At 73.5% G+C, this 19,235-nt stretch carries 19 protein-coding genes; 12 read left to right on the top strand and 7 right to left on the bottom strand.

The features are described from left to right. Nucleotides 1-60 precede the first annotated feature (60 nt). The 5 genes from ACZ4MU_RS14700 to ACZ4MU_RS14680 all read left to right on the top strand — a co-directional run bounded on the left by ACZ4MU_RS14700 (nt 61) and on the right by ACZ4MU_RS14680 (nt 4,742). Nucleotides 61-222 carry an SCO1431 family membrane protein gene (locus ACZ4MU_RS14700; RefSeq protein ID WP_107503676.1) on the top strand — a complete coding sequence of 54 codons (162 nt, stop codon included), beginning with the start codon at nt 61-63 and terminating at the stop codon, nt 220-222. Nucleotides 223-313: 91 nt separating this feature from the next. Continuing rightward, entirely contained in the window at nt 314-943 is a 630-nt protein-coding gene (locus tag ACZ4MU_RS14695) for a TetR/AcrR family transcriptional regulator (protein WP_467875614.1), read from the top strand. Between the two features lie 261 nt (nt 944-1,204). After that, on the top strand, nt 1,205-2,377 hold the full coding sequence (locus ACZ4MU_RS14690) for an acyl-CoA dehydrogenase family protein (RefSeq protein ID WP_467875611.1): 1,173 nt from the start codon (nt 1,205-1,207) through the stop codon (nt 2,375-2,377). Between the two features lie 106 nt (nt 2,378-2,483). Further along, nucleotides 2,484-3,605: an Rv3169 family protein gene (locus tag ACZ4MU_RS14685; RefSeq protein ID WP_467875608.1), complete on the top strand. Its 1,122-nt coding sequence runs from the start codon at nt 2,484-2,486 to the stop codon at nt 3,603-3,605. Nucleotides 3,606-3,635: 30 nt separating this feature from the next. After that, nucleotides 3,636-4,742, top strand: a complete 1,107-nt coding sequence (locus ACZ4MU_RS14680; RefSeq protein WP_467875605.1) for a phosphotransferase family protein — start codon at nt 3,636-3,638, stop codon at nt 4,740-4,742. On the opposite strand, the gene ACZ4MU_RS14675 is transcribed toward ACZ4MU_RS14680, so the two are convergent. Further along, nucleotides 4,739-5,179, bottom strand: coding sequence for a hypothetical protein (locus ACZ4MU_RS14675; protein WP_467875602.1), 441 nt, complete (start codon nt 5,177-5,179; stop codon nt 4,739-4,741). The two genes, ACZ4MU_RS14680 and ACZ4MU_RS14675, sit on opposite strands and share 4 nt — an antisense overlap. Before the next feature lie 203 nt (nt 5,180-5,382). Here ACZ4MU_RS14675 and ACZ4MU_RS14670 point away from each other — a divergent pair, with 203 nt between their 5' ends. The 4 genes from ACZ4MU_RS14670 (at nt 5,383) to fxsA (ending at nt 9,455) form a co-directional block, all read left to right on the top strand. Then, nucleotides 5,383-5,823, top strand: a complete 441-nt coding sequence (locus ACZ4MU_RS14670; protein ID WP_067155585.1) for an Lrp/AsnC family transcriptional regulator — start codon at nt 5,383-5,385, stop codon at nt 5,821-5,823. Nucleotides 5,824-5,832: 9 nt separating this feature from the next. Beyond that, complete coding sequence (locus tag ACZ4MU_RS14665; RefSeq protein ID WP_467875599.1) at nt 5,833-7,512, top strand: amidohydrolase; 1,680 nt, start codon at nt 5,833-5,835, stop codon at nt 7,510-7,512. Between the two features lie 412 nt (nt 7,513-7,924). After that, a complete protein-coding gene (locus ACZ4MU_RS14660; protein ID WP_467875597.1) occupies nt 7,925-8,692 on the top strand; it encodes a polyprenol monophosphomannose synthase in 768 nt (255 codons plus the stop codon). Between the two features lie 181 nt (nt 8,693-8,873). Continuing rightward, on the top strand, nt 8,874-9,455 hold the full coding sequence (fxsA, locus tag ACZ4MU_RS14655) for an FxsA family membrane protein (protein ID WP_467875594.1): 582 nt from the start codon (nt 8,874-8,876) through the stop codon (nt 9,453-9,455). A gap of 202 nt (nt 9,456-9,657) precedes the next feature. On the opposite strand, the gene ACZ4MU_RS14650 is transcribed toward fxsA, so the two are convergent. The 4 genes from ACZ4MU_RS14650 to yczE form a co-directional block, all read right to left on the bottom strand. Then, entirely contained in the window at nt 9,658-10,032 is a 375-nt protein-coding gene (locus ACZ4MU_RS14650; RefSeq protein WP_067155573.1) for an RNA polymerase-binding protein RbpA, read from the bottom strand. Between the two features lie 254 nt (nt 10,033-10,286). Further along, complete coding sequence (locus tag ACZ4MU_RS14645; RefSeq protein WP_467876335.1) at nt 10,287-11,639, bottom strand: MFS transporter; 1,353 nt, start codon at nt 11,637-11,639, stop codon at nt 10,287-10,289. Nucleotides 11,640-11,695: 56 nt separating this feature from the next. Beyond that, nucleotides 11,696-12,460, bottom strand: coding sequence for a glycerophosphodiester phosphodiesterase (locus ACZ4MU_RS14640; protein ID WP_467875591.1), 765 nt, complete (start codon nt 12,458-12,460; stop codon nt 11,696-11,698). Continuing rightward, complete coding sequence (yczE, locus tag ACZ4MU_RS14635) at nt 12,457-13,266, bottom strand: membrane protein YczE (protein ID WP_467876333.1); 810 nt, start codon at nt 13,264-13,266, stop codon at nt 12,457-12,459. The genes ACZ4MU_RS14640 and yczE overlap by 4 nt, the downstream gene beginning before the upstream one ends. Nucleotides 13,267-13,296: 30 nt before the next feature. Here yczE and ACZ4MU_RS14630 point away from each other — a divergent pair, with 30 nt between their 5' ends. Further along, nucleotides 13,297-14,793 (top strand): SCO1417 family PLP biosynthesis transcription factor, encoded by a 1,497-nt coding sequence (locus ACZ4MU_RS14630; protein ID WP_467875589.1) that lies wholly within the window; start codon nt 13,297-13,299, stop codon nt 14,791-14,793. 88 nt (nt 14,794-14,881) lie between these two features. On the opposite strand, the gene ACZ4MU_RS14625 is transcribed toward ACZ4MU_RS14630, so the two are convergent. Both ACZ4MU_RS14625 and ACZ4MU_RS14620 read right to left on the bottom strand, forming a co-directional pair. Further along, entirely contained in the window at nt 14,882-16,435 is a 1,554-nt protein-coding gene (locus tag ACZ4MU_RS14625; protein WP_467875587.1) for a hypothetical protein, read from the bottom strand. Between the two features lie 37 nt (nt 16,436-16,472). Beyond that, entirely contained in the window at nt 16,473-16,667 is a 195-nt protein-coding gene (locus ACZ4MU_RS14620) for a hypothetical protein (RefSeq protein WP_067155558.1), read from the bottom strand. Nucleotides 16,668-16,985: 318 nt separating this feature from the next. On the opposite strand from ACZ4MU_RS14620, the gene ACZ4MU_RS14615 reads away from it, so the two are divergent. Beyond that, on the top strand, nt 16,986-17,378 hold the full coding sequence (locus tag ACZ4MU_RS14615) for an ankyrin repeat domain-containing protein (protein ID WP_467875584.1): 393 nt from the start codon (nt 16,986-16,988) through the stop codon (nt 17,376-17,378). A gap of 258 nt (nt 17,379-17,636) precedes the next feature. Continuing rightward, nucleotides 17,637-19,055: a HEAT repeat domain-containing protein gene (locus tag ACZ4MU_RS14610; RefSeq protein ID WP_467875581.1), complete on the top strand. Its 1,419-nt coding sequence runs from the start codon at nt 17,637-17,639 to the stop codon at nt 19,053-19,055. Nucleotides 19,056-19,235: the final 180 nt, after the last annotated feature.

The raw sequence follows: 19,235 nt of genomic DNA, 5'->3' as shown, positions 1-19,235 counted from the left end.
TGGCACTCTGAAATGGCACCCGGGGGGACCGTCCACCGCCAGACGACCGAGTGAGATCCCATGACCCTGCACGCCACCACCGCCGACGACCCGCGCGCCCTCGCCGAGCTCCGCGCCCGCACCGGCGGCCCCGACGACGGCCCCAAGATCCTGGAGCACTTCCTCGGGTGGACCCTCGTGGTGGTCCTGGCGATGCTGGTCACCCAGACCGGCCTGCTGTGACCCCCGGGCCGGCCTCCGTCCGCCGGCCCGGCCCACAGAGCGGTCTGCCATACTGCCGGGATCCTGTGGCAGTCGGAGACCAGGGACGGCTTTGAACCAGAGTCACCAGCGCGGCGCGACCGGGCGATCGCAGGTCCGCCGGTCCGAACTCATCGCGACGGGGCGGAAGTTGTTCGCCGACAGGTCGTACGACGCCTTGTCGATGGACGACATCGCCCAGCACGCCGGGGTCGCCAAGGGCCTCATCTACTACTACTTCACGAGCAAGCGCGGCTACTACCTCGCCATCGTCGAAGATTCCGTGGCCGACCTGGTGGCCCGCGCCGCCGCCCACACCGAGCTGCCGCGCGCCGACCGCGTCCACCGGACGATGGAGGGCTATCTGCTCTACGCCGAGCACCACCAGGCGGCGTACCGCACGATCGTCACCGGCGGCGTCGGCTTCGACACCCAGGTCCAGGCGATACGCGACGCCGTCCGCGAGGAGCTGATCGCCACCATCGCGGAGGGCGCCTACGGCAGACGGGACGTCCCGGTGCTCGCCCGGCTGGCGCTGCTGGGCTGGATGGGCTGCGTGGAGAGCGTGACCCTGGAGTGGCTGGGGACGGGCGAGCCCGACCGCGCGGCCGTGCGCGAACTGCTGGTGCGGATGCTGCGCCGGACCATGGACACCATCGCCGAGTGCGAGCCGTCCTGCCCCTCGCCGGAGCCGGGCACCTGACACGGGGGAGCGGGCGGGTCCGTCGGGGGCCGGACCGGGCCCGGGACAGTTCGTTCCGTGACCGCCGGGTGCGCAATCCGTGATCTTGGAGCCAGTGACGGGACGCGTCCGATCGGGCATACTCACAGCGCCACGGCCACCAGCCTGCGGCTTCCGTGATCCGGAAGGGTAGGCATCGGCTGTCCGGCAGATTCACCGGCGGCGCCGCCACACCCTGCGCGCGCGACCGCCGAAGCGCCCGACAGGGAGGAGAGCGCCGCCATGCCCGACCGCGCCCCGCAGCCGGTGGACCGACAGCTGCCCACCGAGGAGGCCCGGGACCTCGTCGCACTGGTACGCGACATCGTCCAGCGGGAGATCGCTCCTCATGCCGCCGAGCAGGAGGATGCCGGACGCTTTCCGCGCGAGATCTTCTCGCTGCTGTCCGCGTCCGGGCTGCTCGGCCTTCCGTACGACTCCGCGTTCGGCGGCGGTGACCAGCCGTACGAGGTGTACCTCCAGGTCCTCGAAGAGCTCGCCGCCGCCCGTCTGACCGTAGGCCTCGGCGTCAGCGTCCACTCGCTGGCCTGCCACGGTCTCGCGGGCTACGGCACCAAGCAGCAGCGGGCCGACCATCTGCCCGCCATGCTCGGCGGCGGTCTGCTCGGTGCCTACTGCCTCTCCGAACCCGCCTCGGGCTCCGACGCGGCCTCCCTGCGCACCAAGGCGGTCAGGGACGGCGACGACTGGGTGATCACCGGCACCAAGGCCTGGATCACCCACGGAGGTGTCGCCGACTTCTACACCGTCCTCGCCCGCACCGGCGCCGAGGGGTCCCGGGGCATCACGGCGTTCCTGGTCCCCGGGGACGCCGAGGGGCTGAGCGCGGCCGCCCCCGAGAAGAAGATGGGCATGAAGGGCTCGCCCACCGCCCAGCTGCACTTCGACGGGGTCCGGGTCTCCGACGGCCGCCGGATCGGCGAGGAGGGCCAGGGCTTCGCGATCGCGCTCTCCGCCCTGGACTCCGGCCGCCTCGGGATCGCCGCCTGCGCCATCGGCGTCGCCCAGGCGGCGCTGGACGAGGCGGTGGCGTACGCCACCGGGCGGCAGCAGTTCGGCCGGCCCATCGCGGACTTCCAGGGCCTGCGGTTCATGCTCGCGGACATGGCCACCCAGATCGAGGCGGGCCGCGCGCTGTACCTGTCCGCCGCGCGGCTGCGGGACGCCGGACGGCCCTTCTCCAAGGAAGCCGCGATGGCCAAGCTCTTCTGCACGGACGCGGCGATGAAGGTCACCACCGACGCCGTCCAGGTGCTCGGCGGCTACGGCTACACCGCCGACTTCCCCGTGGAGCGCCTGATGCGCGAGGCCAAGGTCCTCCAGATCGTCGAGGGCACCAACCAGATCCAGCGGATGGTCGTCGCCCGCCACCTGGCGGGTCCGGAGACCCGCTGACCCCTGGGGGTCCGGGGCGTACGGATCCGTACGCCCCGGACCGCGGGGGCTGGCTTTTGGCGCTTTCTGACGTACCGTCAACTTCCCTGTCGTCCAGGAGGTTGCCGTGTCCCAGGACCGTCCGATCGCACTCGACGAATACCCGATCCACCAGGTCCCGCTCTCCCTGAAACACGTCGCCACCGGCGACCGCAACGCCTACGACCGCTGCATCTTCCACGTCTTCGACCACCACGGCCGCGCACTGCTCATCGCGGGCCTCGGCGTCTACCCCAACACCGGGGTCATCGACGCCTACGCCACCCTGCGCCTGGGCGACCGGCTGCACGCCGTCCGCGCCAGCGACGCGCTCACCGACGACCGGATGAACCTCTCGGTGGGCCCGCTGCGCATCACCGTCGACGAGCCGCTGCGCCGCCTCACCCTGCACTGCGCCCCCGACCCGGCCGACCCCGCCTCGCTCTCGTACGAGATCGCCTGGCAGGCCGACTTCCCGGCCGTCTGGGAGCCCCACCACGTCCAGCGCCGGGGCGGCCGGCTGACCCTCGAAGGCCGCCGCTTCGTCCAGGCCGGCCGCTGCACCGGAACCATCCGCGTCGGCGGCGAGGAGATCGCCGTCGCGGCGGGGGAGTGGACCGGCACCCGGGACCGCAGCTGGGGGGTGCGCCCGATCCCCGGCGAGAGCGACGGGCGCGCCGAGGAGCAGCGGCCCGAGGGGTTCCACTGGCTCTGGGTGCCGGTCCGCTTCGACGACCGCTTCCTGATGGTGATCGCCCAGGAGGACGCCGACGGCTACCGCACCCTCAACGAAGCCGTGCTCGTGCGCGAGGGCCACCCGGACACCCAACTCGGCTGGCCCCGGGCCGACATCGCCTACCGCTCGGGCACCCGCCACCCCGAACGCGCGGTGATCCATCTCGCCGACGCCGCCCGCGAGCCCCTGGAGCTGGACGTCGAGGTGCTCACCTCCTCGCCGCTGGCCGTCGGCGCCGGATACCCGCCGGCGGACGACTGGCAGCACGGCACCTGGCAGGGGCGCGGCTGGACCGACCGCCGCGTCCACGACCTCTCCGACCCGGCCGCCCACCCCCTGGCCGCCCACGGCGTCACCGACCACGCCGCCCGCTTCACCCTCGACGGACGGACCGGGTACGGCATCTTCGAGCACGGCAGCTTCGGCCGCCACGACCCCAGCGGCTTCACCACGTACACGTCCGTCGCGCCCTGACCCCTCAGCGCCCCGAGAAGGGAACCGCCCATGGCCACGGCACCCCGCCCCCGCACCACCACGCGCGACCCCGAGGAGACCGGCCGCAGGCTCGCCCGCTGGCTGGACGCCCGGCTGCCCGGCGCCCGCGTCACCGGCGTCGAGGTCCCCTCCTCCAACGGCATGTCGAGCGAGACCCTGCTCTTCGGCCTCGACCACCCCGGGGCGCCGGTGCGCGCCTGCGCCCTGCGGCTCGCCGCCGACCCGGCCGCGTACACGGTCTTCCCCGTCTACGACATGGCCCGCCAGCACCGGGTGATGCGGCTGGTCGCGCGGCACACCGATGTCCCGGTGCCCCGGGTGCTGTGGCTGGAAGAGGACCCCGCCGCGCTCGGCGCCCCCTTCTTCGTGATGGAGCGCGCGCAGGGGCGCGTACCGCCCGACGTCATGCCCTACACGTACGAGGGGAACTGGCTGCACTCCGCGAGCGACGCCGAGCGCCGACGGCTGGAGGACGCCACCGTCGCGGTGCTCGCCCGGCTGCACGACCGCTTCCCCGCCGAGGAGGCCGCGTTCCTGCTGCCCCCGGGGGAGGGCTCACCGCTGCGGCGCCATGTGCAGGCCCAACGGGCCTACTACGCCTGGGTGGTGGAGGGCCTGCCGCGCTCCCCGCTCATCGAGTCCGCGTTCGACTGGCTCGACGCGCACTGGCCCGCCGACGAAGGCCCGGCGGTGCTCTGCTGGGGCGACGCGCGGATCGGCAACATCGTCTACGACGGCTTCGAGCCCGCCGCCGTCCTCGACTGGGAGATGGCGGCGCTCGGCCCGCGCGAACTCGACCTCGGCTGGACCGTCTACCTGCACCGCTTCTTCCAGGATCTGACGGTGAGTTTCGGCCAGCCGGGGCTGCCCGGCTTCCTGACGCGCGACCACATCGAGGCGCGGTACGCGGAGTTGACCGGCCATACGCCCCGCGCCATGGAGTTCCACACGCTCTACGCCGCCCTGCGGCACGCGGTGGTGATGCTCAGGATCGCCTACCGGCAGCTGCACTTCGGCGAGGTCCGGGCCCCCGAGGACCCGGACACGCTGATCCTGCACCGGGCGAGCCTGGAGGCGATGGTGCGGGGAACGTACTGGAGCGGGGGCGCGCCCTAGGCGGCGCGGCGCATGCGCGGGACCCGCATCGGGCGCGAGCCGGGGCCGCCGACGTGCGAGAAGGGCTGGGTGCGCCAGTCCAGGCCCTGCGGGAGCGTCAGGAGCAGCGCGGTGTCCTGCTCCAGCAGCTCCTTGGAGGTGTCCGCGGGCCTGCTCTGCGCGGCGGGACGGCCGGTCCCGGCGCACACCGTCAGGACGAACGGGTTCCACGGGCTCGGGCACAGCGCGTGCTCCGGCAGCACCGTCTCGTCCGCGAGGAGCGCGATCGGCTGGGCGCAGTCCGGGCAGATCACCCGGTACATCTCGAAGGTGTCGTAGGCGTCGGCCGCCTCGTCGTCGGTGAACTCGTCCTCGACGAGGTGAGCGACGGGCTCAGGACCGGTGCGTTCGTCGGTGCGTTCATTCGGCACACGTCCGCCGCGCTTCATGTTCTGCATTGGGATTCTCCCCCTCGGGTGGGCCGGCAAGGCGCCGTAGCCGCGACCACAGCAAGCAATTCCCGCCACGCCCCGTCCGTAACCGCGCGGACCCTCACCAGGGCCCCACAAACCTGTGGCATTCGTCACATGCCCGCCGCAGGTGCCTCTTCCGGTCGCCGTGGGCTGTGCCGGAGGGGACCTGGGGGAATAGGTTGATCGGCATGGAGGAGCTGGACCGTCAGATCGTCGATCTGCTCGTCAAGGACGGGCGGATGAGCTACACCGACCTGGGCAAGGCCACCGGCCTGTCCACCTCGGCGGTGCACCAGCGGGTACGCCGTCTGGAGCAGCGCGGGGTCATCCGCGGCTATGTCGCCGTCGTGGATCCCGAGGCGGTGGGGCTGCCGCTGACCGCGTTCATCTCGGTCAAGCCCTTCGACCCGAGCGCCCCCGACGACATCGCCGAACGGCTGGCCGACGTGCCGGAGATAGAGGCGTGCCACAGTGTCGCGGGCGACGAGAACTACATCCTCAAGGTGCGCGTGGCGACCCCGCTGGAGCTGGAGCACCTGCTGACCCGTATCCGCTCGCTGGCCGGCGTCTCCACCCGGACCACCGTCGTCCTGTCGACCCCGTACGAGGCACGGCCGCCGCGTATCTAGGCTGTTCCCATGAGTTCCGAGAGCGCCGCCGCCCTTCCGGCCCGAACCGTCGCCCCGCTGCCCGCGGGCGAGCCCGACCACCGCACCGTGCTGCTGCGCGGCGGGGAGGTGCACAGTCCCGCCGACCCGTTCGCCACGGCGATGGTCGTCGAACGCGGGCATGTCGCCTGGGTCGGCTCCGAGGGCGCGGCCGACGCCTTCGCGGCGGGCGTGGACGAGGTGGTCGACCTCGAAGGGGCCCTGGTCACCCCGGCGTTCACCGATGCGCATGTGCACACCACGGCCACCGGTCTCGCGCTCACCGGCCTCGACCTTTCGAGCGCCCGCAGCCGCGCCGAAGCCCTGGCCGCGGTACGGGAGTACGCCGCGGCCCGCCCCGGCGACGACGTGCTGCTCGGCCACGGCTGGGACGCGGCGCGCTGGCCGGAGCGGACCGCGCCCACCCGCGCCGAGCTCGACGAGGCCACCGGCGGGCGCCCGCTGTACCTGCCGCGCGTCGACGTCCACTCGGCCGTCGCGAGCACCGCGCTGCTCGACCGGATCCCCGGCGTCACCGGCCTCGACGGTTACCACCCGGACGCCCCGCTGACCGGCGCCGCCCACCACGCGGTCCGGGCCGCCGCCCACGCGGCGATCACCCCGCGCCGGCGCGAGGAGGCCCAGCGGGCCGCGCGGCGCCACGCCGCCTCCCTCGGCATCGGCACCCTGCACGAGTGCGGCGGTCCCGAGATCTCCGACGAGGACGACTTCACCTCGCTGCTCGCCCTGGCCCGCGAGGAGGCCGGACCGCGGGTCTTCGGTTACTGGGCCGAGCAGGTCACCGGGCCCAAGGACGCCGATCGCATCCGCGAACTCGGCGCGCTCGGCGCGGCCGGCGACCTCTTCGTCGACGGCGCGCTCGGCTCCCACACGGCCTGTCTGCACGAGCCGTACGCCGACGCCGCGCACACCGGCACCGCCCACCTGGACGCGGCCGACATCGCCGCCCATGTGACCGCCTGCACCGAGGCCGGGCTCCAGGCCGGGTTCCACGCCATCGGGGACGCCGCCGTCACCTCGGTCGTCGAGGGCGTCCGGGCCGCCGCCGCCAAGGTGGGCCTGGCCCGGATCCGCGCCGCCCGCCACCGCGTCGAGCACGCCGAGATGCTCACCCCCGAGACGATCGCCGCCTTCGCCGAGCTCGGGCTCACCGCCTCCGTGCAGCCCGCCTTCGACGCGCTGTGGGGCGGTGAGGAGGGCATGTACGCCGAGCGCCTCGGCGCCCGGCGGGCCCGCACCCTGAACCCGTACGCGGCCCTGCTGCGCGCCGGGGTGCCCCTCGCCTTCGGCTCCGACTCCCCGGTCACCCCCTTCGACCCGTGGGGCACCGTCCGCGCGGCCGCCTTCCACCGCACCCCCGAGCACCGGGTCTCGGCCCGCGCCGCCTTCACCGCCCACACCCGGGGCGGCTGGCGCGCCATCGGCCGGGACGACGCGGGCACCCTGGTGCCCGGCGCCCCCGCCGACTACGCGGTCTGGCGCACCGACGAGCTGGTGGTGCAGGCGCCGGACGACCGGGTGGCCCGCTGGTCGACCGATCCGCGCTCGGGCACGCCCGGCCTGCCCGACCTCAGCCCGGGGGTGGCGCTGCCGGTCTGTCTGCGCACGGTGGTGTCCGGCCACACCGTCTTCGTCCGGCCGAACGAGTGACGTAAAGACGTTCCGTACGGCCGTCAGGCTGCCTGGCCCGGGCCGTCGCCACCTGCGAATCTCCCGCGCTGACCTGCTGGTTCACGGCGATCCCGCAGGTCAAACGGCTGTTGACAGAGAGCGGCGGGGGGCCGGTAGGTTCGGCCGGGTCCATCGCAGGACGTCCGGCCGACAGAAGGTTTCTGCCGTCCGGGGGGTCCCCCTGCTCCGCGGGAGCTCGGGGGAGCGTGCGACCCGGATGGGGCCCGGACGTTCAGTAGACAACGACTCCAGGCAGCCCGCAGCCAGCGGGCCCCCGGGCCGGCCCGAAGGGCGCCGGGCCCCCATTCCGACACCCCGGGACCTCGCGGTGCGGCAGTGCCCGAACCGCTCGCTATGGTGGTGCCCTGCGTACGGACAATAAGGGGCAGCAGTGAACGACGGCGGTCAGAGGCGATACGGCCCGCTCGGCAGAGCCTTGGTGATCATTCCGACCTACAACGAGGCGGAGAACATCAAGCCGATCGTCTCCCGCGTCCGGGAGTCGGTCCCCGAGGCCCATGTCCTGATCGCCGACGACAACAGTCCGGACGGCACCGGCAAGATCGCCGACGAGCTGTCCGCCGAGGACGACCACGTCCACGTCCTGCACCGCAAGGGCAAGGAGGGCCTCGGCGCCGCCTACCTCGCGGGCTTCCGCTGGGGCGTCGAGGAGGGCTACGGCGTCCTGGTCGAGATGGACGCCGACGGCTCCCACCAGCCCGAGGAGCTGCCCCGGCTGCTCACCGCGCTCAAGGGGGCCGACCTGGTCCTGGGCTCGCGCTGGGTGCCGGGCGGCCGGGTGGTGAACTGGCCCAAGCACCGCGAGTTCATCTCCCGGGGCGGCTCCACCTACTCCCGGCTGCTGCTCGGCGTGGACATCCGCGACGTCACGGGTGGCTTCCGCGCCTTCCGCCGCGAGACGCTCGAGGGCCTGGGCCTGGACGAGGTGGCCTCGCAGGGCTACTGCTTCCAGGTCGACCTCGCCCGCCGCGCGGTGGCCGCCGGATACCACGTGGTCGAAGTGCCCATCACGTTCGTCGAGCGCGAGCGCGGCGACTCCAAGATGAGCAACGACATCATCGTCGAGGCGCTGTGGCGGGTCACCGCCTGGGGCGTCGGCTCGCGCGCCAACAAGCTCATGGGCCGCAAGCCGTCCTGAACGGGCCCGGTCGAGCGGAGGAAGGGCGGGTGACGGTCACCCGTCTCCGACGGGCCGCCCGCCCCGCACCGCCGTACGTACCTTCCCGCCCGGCCCCGCCGTGCGAGCTCCCCGCCGACGGGTCCCTTGAGCAGACGGATCCCTTATGCCGTCCTGTCATACGCCCAGGCACACTGGGAGCATGACGACCGGCACCTCGCCCTCCGCCCCGCCCAAGCGCTCCCGTGCGCGTACCCTCGTCCCCCCGGCGATCGCCGCCTGGCTCCTCGCGGAGATCTGGCTGCTGGTCATGGTGGCGCGCGCCGCCGGAGGGCTGACCGTACTGGCCCTGCTGGTCGCGGGCGCCGTGCTCGGCGGCTACGTCATCAAGCGGGCCGGGCGCCGGGCCTTCCGCAACCTCACGCAAACGCTTCAGCGGCAGCAGTCCGGGTCCGCGGAATCGGGCGGCGGGCCGGGGCCCGGCGGCGAGGGCAACACCGTCACGATGCTCGGCGGTCTGCTCCTGATGGTGCCGGGACTGCTCTCGGACGCCCTGGGGCTGCTGTGCCTGGTGCCGCCGGTGCGCAAGGCCCTCGGACGGTACGCGGAGCGCTCGCTGGAGAAGCGGATGCGCGCCTCCCGCCCCGGCGGCCTGGGCGAGGCCTTCCGGCAGGCCCGTATCCACCAGCCGGACGGCAAGGTGGTGCGCGGCGAGGTCATCCGCGAGGACGCCGGCTCCTCCCCGTACCGCGAGGAGCGCGGCCCCCGGCCGCCCCTGACCTGACGGGCCCCCGGCCGCGGCTGATCTGACGGCCCCGGCCACCGCCCTGACGGGCCCCGGCCACCGGCCGGACAGATCCTGGGCCGCTCGCCCCCCGACACGCCCCCGGCCCGCCCCACAGCCTCCCGGGCACAAGAAAAGGGCCGGTCCCACCGAAACGGTGGGGCCGGCCCTTTTCCACTCTGGCGCTTCGGCGCTTGCGTGCCTAGGCGGACTTGCGGCTGTCGCGCGGATGCACGGCAATGTTCATGGCGCCGGAACGCAGGACCTCCAGCCTCTCGGCCAGAACCTCCTCCAGCTCCTCGCGGGTGCGCCGCTCCATGAGCATGTCCCAGTGCGTACGCGCGGGCTTGCCCTTCTTCTCCTCAGGACCTTCGCCGTCCACCAGGAGTGCCATGGCGCCACACGCCTTGCACTCCCACTCCGGCGGGATGTCTGCCTCCACCGAGAACGGCATCTCGAAGCGATGTCCGTTCTCGCATGCGTACTCCACCGCCTGGCGCGGGGCCAGATCGATGCCGCGGTCGGTCTCGTAGCTGGTCACCACGAGGCGCGTGCCGCGAAGAGCTCGCTCACTCATGAATCGTGCCTCCCGGGCTTGTCGCCCACAGGACAGGTGTCGCTGTCGTCGTCATCCGGTCAACGTCCGGTCGGCGTTAAAGATTCCCGTTGTGGGTCATGTGTCGCCGTCGTGCCGCCCCTTGTTGTACCCACCAGTGCCCGGTTTGTCACATCTGGCAGCAGATGTCACCCAGCGTCTTCCCTAGTCGAGCACGCAGTAACGGTCCGCCTGGCAGGCCAAAGGCGTACACTACCGGCCTTTCACTTCAACGTCTAAATCCGCGCCGGAACAGGGTTCCCGGCGGCCGCCACTGCGGCCCGCACCGGAACCCTGGCGAGCAGCGCGAAGCCGGCCACGAAGAAGATCACCAGAGAGATGATGGCATCCCGGTAGCTGCCGGTCAGCTGGTACGCGAGCCCGAACACCAGGGGCCCCAGCCAGCTCAGCCCGCGGTCGCTCATCTCGTAGGCCGAGAAGTACTCGGCCTCCTTGCCGCTCGGCACCATGTGTGAGAAAAGCGACCGCGACAGCGCCTGGCTGCCGCCGAGGACCGTGCCGATCGCCGCCGCCAGGACGAAGAAGAGCGCGGGCGAGTGCGCCGGCAGGAAGTACCCGGCCCCGAGGATCAGCGCCCACACCGCCAGCGATCCCAGGATCGTGCGCTTGGCGCCGTGGGTCCGCGCGAGCCGTCCCATCCCCAGCGCCCCGGCCACCGCCAGCACCTGGACCAGGAGCACGGCGACGATCAGGGTGTTCTGGCCGAGCCCGAGCTCCTCGGAGCCGTACAGCGACGCCTGGGAGATCACGGTCTGCACGCCGTCGTTGTAGATCAGGTACGCGAGCAGGAAGGCGAGCGTCAGCGGACGCGCGCGCATGTCGCGCAGGGTCGCGACGAGCTGGCGCCAGCCCGCGCCCACCCTGCCCTCGGCCGGGACGTGCCCGGCGGGCGCGCGCCGGTCCCGCAGCCGCCGCAGCGGTACGAGCGTGAAGGCGCCCCACCACACCCCGGCCGAGGCCAGACAGATCCGTACGGCCGTGCCCTCGGACAGCCCGAAGCCGTCGTGGCCGGAGTAGAGGACCAGGTTCAGGACGAGGACGAAGGCGCCCGCGGTGTAGCCGAAGGCCCAGCCGCGCGAGGAGACGCGGTCGCGCTCCTCGGGGCCCGCGATCTGCGGCAGATAGGCGTTGTAGAGCACCATCGAGACCGATAGCGCGGCGTTGGCGACGATCAAGAGGAGCGCGCCGAGCAGATAGCGGTGCCCGTCCAGGAAGAACATGCCCGCCGTCGCCGCGGCTCCGGTGTAGGCCGCTGCCGCCAGCAGCGGCTTCTTGCGGCCGGTGCGGTCGGCCACGGCGCCCACCACCGGCATCAGGACCACCGCGAGCACCACCGAGGCGGACACCGCGTACGCGAAGAGGGACCCGGCCCGCACCGGGACGCCGAGCGGGTGCACGAAGCCGTCCGCGTCGGCGGCGTCCTTGGCGATCGCCGTCAGATACGGCCCGAGGAAGACGGTCAGGACGGTCGTGGAGTAGACCGAACACGCGAAGTCGTAGAAGTACCAGCCGCGTTGTTCGCGGCGGCGGTCGGCGTCCGGGTCCGCCTCCGCGGCGGCCCGGCCCATGGTCTCGGCGGTCAAACCCCGCGCCCTTCCGTTCGTCCTGTGGGCGCGCGCGGAGTTCAGAGCCCGGTTCCCCGGTCGGTCAGGACCTTGCGCAGCGTCTCCAGATGATCGGTCATGATGCCATCCACACCGAGGTCCAGGAGCCTTGTCATCCGATCGGGATCATTGACGGTCCACACGTGTACCTGCAGGCCCAGGGCGTGCGCGGTCCGCACGAAGCGCCGGTCCACCACAGGTACGCCGTTCTGCGACTCGGGCACCTGCGCGCACACCGCGCCCCGGCGCAGCGGCGCGGGCAGCCCCAGCGAGCGCAGTCGCAGCGCGGCCACGCCCCGCACTCCGTAGGAGGTGGCCAGGCGCGGGCCCGCCAGCCTCGCGGCCCGGGCGACCCGGGCCTCGGAGAACGAGCCCACGCAGACCCGGTCCCAGGAGTCGGTCCGGTGGATCAGCTCCACCAGCGGTACGAGCGCCGACTCGGCCTTCAGGTCGACGTTCCAGCGGGCTTCGGGGAACGCCTCCAGGAGCTCCTCGAAGAGCGGCAGCGGCTCGCGGCCCGCCACCCGGGCCTGGGACACCTCGCCCCACGGCAGGTCGGCGATCCGGCCCACGGCGTCGGTCACCCGGTCCAGGGTGGAGTCGTGGAAGGCGACCAGACGGCCGTCCGCGGTGGTGTGGACATCGGTCTCGAAGTACCGGAAACCGGCCGCAGCGGCGCGCGCGAAGGCGGCGGCGGTGTTCTCGATGCCGTCCGCCGTCCCGCCGCGATGGGCGAAGGCGAGCGGCGTCGGGTGGTCCAGATAGGGGTGGCGTACGCGAATCACCCGGGCAGTATCGCCTGTGCCGGGGCTTCCTCGGCCAGGGGTCCGGCGGCCGGGGGTCCGGCAGCCAAGGGTCCGGTGGCCAAGGGGCCGGTGGCCAAGGGTCCGGCGGCCGGGGCGGGACCGTGGGGGACCTCCGCTGTTCCCGCCGCCCCGGGAATCGCGAAGACCCGCAGGAAGAGCTGGGCGAGCGGGCCGATGGCGAGGGCGTAGGCGACCGTGCCGACGCCGAGCGAGCCGCCGAGCAGGAAGCCGGTCACCACGACCGCCACCTCGATCGCGGTGCGGACCAGGCGGATGGAACGGCCGGTGACCCGGTGCAGCCCGGTCATCAGACCGTCGCGCGGGCCGGGGCCGAACCGCGCCGAGATGTACAGCCCCGTCGCCACGCCGTTCAGCAGGATCCCGCCGGCCAGCAGCGGGATTCCGGCGGCGAGGCCGTGCACGTCCGGCACCAGGGCGAGCGTGGCGTCCATCGCGATGCCGATGGCGAACACGTTGGAGACCGTGCCCAGGCCCGGACGCTGGCGGAGCGGGATCCAGAGCAGCAGCACCAGCGCGCCGACGATGATCGAGACGACCCCGATGGTCAGCCCGGTGCGCTCGGCGATGCCCTGGTGCAGCACACCCCACGGTTCGAGCCCGAGCCCGCTGCGCACCAGCAGCGCCGAGCTCACCCCGTACAGCGTGAGGCCGACATAGAGCTGGAGCAGCCTCCGGGTGAGGTGTGTGGACACGTGAGCGCCCCCTGTCTGGTGGTGGTGGACCGATGCATGACACTCTGTGGCTGGGAATCCTCTCCCAACCATGGCCAATTCGGGGAAGGTGGACTGACTTCCATGGCGCAGTGGACCTCGGCGGTCGGGCCGGCACAGCTGGCCCGGCAGCTCGACGCACAGCGGCAGCCCCGCCCGGCGGGCACCCGCAAGCCGCCCGCCTACCGGGCGCTGGCCGACGGGATCCGGCTCCTCGTCCTCGAAGGCCGGGTGCCGGTGGCCGCGCGGCTGCCCGCCGAGCGGGAGCTGGCCCTGGCGCTCTCGGTCAGCCGCACCACGGTCGCCGCCGCCTACGAGGCGCTGCGCGGCGAGGGCTTCCTGGAGTCCCGCCGGGGCGCGGGCAGCTGGACGGCCGTGCCGGCGGGCAACCCGCTGCCCGCGCGCGGCCTGGAGCCGCTGCCGCCGGAGTCGCTGGGCTCCATGATCGACCTGGGGTGCGCGGCGCTGCCCGCGCCCGAACCCTGGCTGACCCGCTCGGTGCAGGGCGCGCTGGAGGAGCTGCCGCCGTACGCGCACACCCACGGCGACTATCCGGCCGGGCTGCCCGCGCTGCGCCAGATGCTCGCCGAGCGGTACACCGCGCGCGGCATCCCGACCATGCCCGAGCAGATCATGGTCACCACCGGGGCGATGGGCGCCATCGACGCCATCTGCCACCTCTTCGCCGGGCGCGGCGAGCGGATCGCGGTGGAGTCGCCCAGCTACGCCAACATCCTCCAGCTGATGCGCGAGGCCGGGGCCCGGCTCGTCCCGGTCGCCATGGCCGAGCGGCTCACCGGCTGGGACCTGCCCCTGTGGCGGCAGGTGCTGCGCGACTCCGCGCCCCGGCTCGCCTATGTCGTCGCCGACTTCCACAACCCCACGGGCGCGCTGGCCGACGAGGACCAGCGCCGGGCCCTGGTGGACGCCGCCCGCTCGGCCGGGACCGTGCTCGTCGTCGACGAGACCATGTCCGAACTGTGGCTGGACGAGGGCGTCGACATGCCGCGCCCGGTCTGCGCCTTCGACCCGGCGGGGGCGACCGTGCTCACGGTGGGCTCGGCGAGCAAGGCGTTCTGGGCGGGCATGCGCATCGGCTGGGTGCGCGCGGCCCCCGACGTCATCCGCTCCCTGGTCGCCGCCCGCGCCTACGCCGATCTCGGCACCCCGGTCCTCGAACAACTGGCCGTCAACTGGCTGATGGCCACGGGCGGCTGGGAGCAGGCGGTCGGGCTGCGCCGCGCCCAGGCGCGCGAGAACCGCGACGCGCTGGTGGCGGCGGTCCGCCGGGAGCTGCCGGAGTGGGAGTTCGACGTGCCGGTGGGCGGGCTCACGCTGTGGGTGCGCACCGGGGGAGTCTCCGGCTCGCGCCTGGCGGAGGTGGGCGAACGGGTCGGGGTCCGGGTGCCGTCGGGCCCCCGGTTCGGCGTGGACGGCGCCTTCGAGGGCTATGTGCGCCTGCCCTTCACCGTGAGCGGCCCGGTCGCCGAGGAGGCGGCGGCCCGCCTCGCGGCGGCGGCGCGGCTGGTGGAGAAGGGGGCGAGCACGGGGGGCGAGTCGCCGCGGACGTTCGTGGCGTGAGCCCGCGGAGGTCAGTGGCAAGGCGGCCGAGGGGCGCCGGCCCCCGGCCCGCAGGCGTCCCGCCCCACCCCTCCACAGCCGTCCGGCCTCACCCCTCCGCCGGTACGGCCTGCGCGTGCGGGGCGGCCTCCACCGGCAGGTCGCGCTCCGGGAGCAGGTCGAGAACCGCCTGGCGGTGCTGTTCGCTGGTCGCCTCGTCGTACGGGTCCGGGGTCGCCGGGACCTGGAGGCGCAGGACGGGCCCCGTGCCCAGCCGGGCGTAGCCGCGGCCGGGCGGGACCGCCGCCGTCGGGGTGGTGTGCGGCGGGACGCCGAGGACCCAGGCGGCCTGGGCGGCGGTGGCCGGGCCGAGCACCACGCGCGCGCGGGTGTGCGTGCGGACCGGCTCGGTCAGCGCCTCCAGGCAGTCGAACTGCTCGGCGACCACCACCGTCACCCCGGCCGCCCGCCCGTGCCGCAGCGGGATCTGGAGCAGATGCTGCGGCTCGGGGCGCCCGTCGGCGGCGGCCAGGTGCCCGAAGACGCTCGGCCGGTCGAGCAGGATCCACAGCGGCCGCTTGATGTCGTCCGGGGTCGGGTGGCCCGCCTGGCGGGCGCGGTTGGCGGCGATCAGACGGCGCTCGGTCTCGTGCGCGGCCCACTCAAGCGTCGCCAGCGCCCCGGCGAGGCCGCACTCGACGGCGAGCACGCCCCGGCGCCCGGCCAGGCACGCGTACTCCCCGGTGCCGCTGCCCTCGACCACGAGCACATCGCCGTGCTGGAGCGCCTGGAGGGCGATGGAGCGCAGCAGAGTCGTGGTGCCGCTGCCGGGCTCCCCGACCGCCAGCAGGTGCGGCTCGGTGGAGCGCGGCCCGGTGCGCCAGACGACCGGGGGCGCGTCGCGGACGTCCTCGCCCTCGACGACCGGCACGGTCCGCTGCACCGCGTCGGCGTCGGTGAACCCGAGCACGGTCTCGCCCGGGCCGACGACGAAGTGCTGGGCGGCGATGGAGGTGGGGAGCGCGCCGAGGACGCGCATCACGAGCTGGTTGCCCTCCTCGTCCCACTCGAACCGGTACTCCCGGCCGCGCCCGGACTTGGTGTGCAGCAACTGCTCGATACGGGCGCGCGCCTCGGGCTCGCCGTCCGTGAAGTACGCGGGATAGCGGATGAGGAGGCGGGTGACCCGGCCCGCGTCGTCGAACGCGTACTCGCTGAAGGCCGCGGTCCAGTCGCCGCCGTGGGCGAAGAGCGGGGCGGGGTCCTCCGGCACCGAGAAGTACGGCACGAGCGCCTCGTAGAGCGCTTGGAGCCGGGCGGTCTCGGCCTCGTCGGGGCCGGTCTTGACGGGGACGCGCACCCGGCCCTTCCAGGCGGCCGCGGCCATCACCGTGATCAGGGCGAGCAGCGGCCCGTACGGGATGAGCGCGACCACCAGGACCACGGCTGCCACCAGGAACAGCGCGGGACCACGCCGCTCCTTGGGCGTGGCGGTCCACCTGCCGCCCAGGGCGGCGACGATCAGCCGCAGGCCGCGGGTGATCGTGATGAGCGGATGGAGGACGTCGGTGGCGCTGTCGGCGGCCGTGCGCGCCAGCTCGCGGCTGCGGGCGATCGGCGCGCTCGTGCTGCTCAGAATGCGGGGGAGTGGTCGCCGGGCCACGTCGGTCTCCTGTGGGGGTGGTCGGGACTGCGGGAGGTCAGAACTTGATCCCGCCCAGCAGGCTGGCCAGGCTCTGGCCGCCGGCCTTGATGCTCGGGGCGATCGCGGTGCCCGCCAGATAGAAGCCGAACAGGGCGCAGACCATGGCGTGCGAGGCCTTCAGACCGTCTTTCCGGAAGAAGAGGAAGACGATGATTCCGAGCAGGACGACACCGGAGATGGACAGGATCATGAGGAGTTCTCCTGGTTGTGGGGACAGTCACCATGAGTTCTTCCAGGATCACGGGAAGTATCTATGTGATAAAAGGTGCAATCGGGTGAAATCCTCTGATTTTCACTGGAGTGGCGGACAGGGATCCGGGCCGCGGGAGGGACACTGCGCGCCGGCGGACCGGCCGCTGTTACTCGCGGTGAGCTTTGCCCCGGGCGGGCCGGTCCATGTCGGCCGGCGGGCAGTACCCTGTCGATTCACTCGTACGGCCCCGGTGCCGTACGGGCCAGGTCACAGGCGTTCCGAGGAGCGCCGCACCCATGGAAGGCGGTCCGTGCGATGAGCGATGCCCTCGATCCCGAGGTGGTCGAACTGGCGAGCAGGATCTTCGATCTGGCGCGCCGGGGCGACGCGGAGGCGCTCGCCGCGTACGTGGACGCCGGGGTCTCGCCCGACCTCACCAATGACCAGGGTCACACCCTCGTCATGCTCGCCGCCTACCACGGGCACGCGGAGGCGGTCTCCGCGCTCCTCGCGCGCGGTGCCGACGCCGACCGCGCCAACGACCGCGGCCAGACCCCGCTCGCGGGAGCGGTCTTCAAGGGCGAGCAGGAGGTCGTGAAGGCGCTGCTCACAGGCGGAGCCGATCCTTCCGCCGGGACGCCGTCGGCGCTCGACACCGCACGGATGTTCGGCAAGACGGAACTGCTCGCACTCTTCGGCGACCGCTGAGGTTTGTGTCGGGGTACCCCTGCCTACCTGGTCGGAGAGGCTCGTAAATGTGGTCGCGGTGGCGAAATGCCTGGGTCATCATGACGACGAGCCCCTTCATCAGGGGCAGGGTCCTTACATCGGGGGCCACACGACGAGAGGCAGGAAGATGGTCCACAGCAAGCGGAAGACGGCGGACGGCCGAACATGTTGGCGCGCGGCCTACTAGGCACGGCACGAATCCCGGTTGCGTCGACAGCTTGATGTGAGGCTACTTCCATGTTTGATCCGGTCATAGCGCCGAGCGGTACGCTGCTCGGCCTGCTGCAGCGGGGCCGCGGCGACGGCACCCTGCACGCGCTCGCCGCCCCGCGCCCAGAAGCCCTGGCGGCCCTGAACCACTGTGTACTGAGCGACCCCCGCCAGGACTGGCAGGTGGAGAACCGCTCCCTGTACTACGCGCGCCTCTACCTGGATCTCGACGGCGGACTCGACGAGATCGAGGCCCATCTCTTCGGCGCCGGGGACGTGCTCGACGCCGACGAGAACCGCACCGGCCTCGCGCTGGCGGTCCTCGGCCACCTCGCCTCCTACGGACGGCACGACGCGCTGCCGCTGCTGCGGCGGTACGCCGCGGTCGGCGCCAACTGGGGCTGGGCCCTGGACGAGCTCGCGCTGCGTGACGACGACGCGGGGCTGCGCGGCCTGGCCGAGCCCGTTCTCGCCCGCTTCCCCGCCACCCCCGAGGGCGACGCCGAACTGGCCGCCACCGTCCGCGACGCCTTCGAGCCCCGGCCCTGGCGGCTGTGGGCCGAGGACAGTCGCCCCGCCGTCGGCGCCCGGGTGCGCGCCGCACAGGAGGCGGGGTCCTTCGACCGCTGGCAGCGTCAGCTGCGGCCCTCCGGGCCGCGTCCCGGCTGGAGCGTCCGGGCCGTCTTCGACTGGGCCGAGGAGGGTCTGGAGCGCGGCGCGGACCTCACCCTGCCCGCCGCCCGCTGCCTGGGCGCGGTCGCCGGACCGGACGACCGCGAGCTGATCGTCGAGGCCGCGCGCGCCGGCGCGGACGGTGCCCGCTGCGCCGCACTGCACTACCTCACCGAGGCGCGCGACCCGCGCGTCCTCGACCTCGTCGAAGCCGCGGTCGGCGGCGGCTCCCGCATGGTGGCCGAGGCCGCCGTCCAGGCCTTCGAGCGGATGTGCGGGCCCGCGGCCGTCGACCGGGCGCGCGGCTGGGTGCACCGGCCCGACGCGCTCGGCGCCGCCGCCGCGGGCGTCCTCGCCTGCCGGGGCGAGGCCGACGACGCCCAGCTGGTGCTGGGCGCGCTGCGCGAGTGCGTGCGCTCCGAGGGGCCCGACGCGCCCCTGCTGCGCCCCCTCGTCGACGGCGCCGGACGGCTCGGCATCGGCTGCGCCGCCCCCGTACTGCGCCACCTCTACCGCGAGACCGCCTCTTCCGAGCTGCGCGGCCGCACCGCCCGCGCGCTCGCCGCCACCGACCCCTCCTTCGCCACCGGCTTCGCCGTCGAGTGCCTGTGGGACTGCGAGGAGACCACCCGCGAGGTGGCCGCGCAGTACGCCGAGCTGGTCGACGCGCGCGTGGCGGAGCGGCTGCGGCGCCTGGCCGACGACCCGGCCGAGGAGGCCGAGGTGCAGAGCGCCATCCACAACCGGATGGGCCCCGACGCGCCCGCGATATGAGCCGCGCGAGCCGTCCGGGCGCGCGGGGCGCGCTGTCGGCGGGACACCCTCTCTGAAGACCTCGTGCACGAGCTCGTCGAAGGGATCACGGGACGCTCCCCGGGCGGATCGAGCCGGATCGGCGCCGCGCACGTGGCCCTCGGCGCGCCCCCGGGCCCGCCCCTCCTTGCCGGAATGGAG

The sequence above is a fragment of the Streptomyces sp. NPDC026377 genome (assembly GCF_055567715.1).
This window is presented reverse-complemented; position numbering and strand designations above follow the sequence as displayed.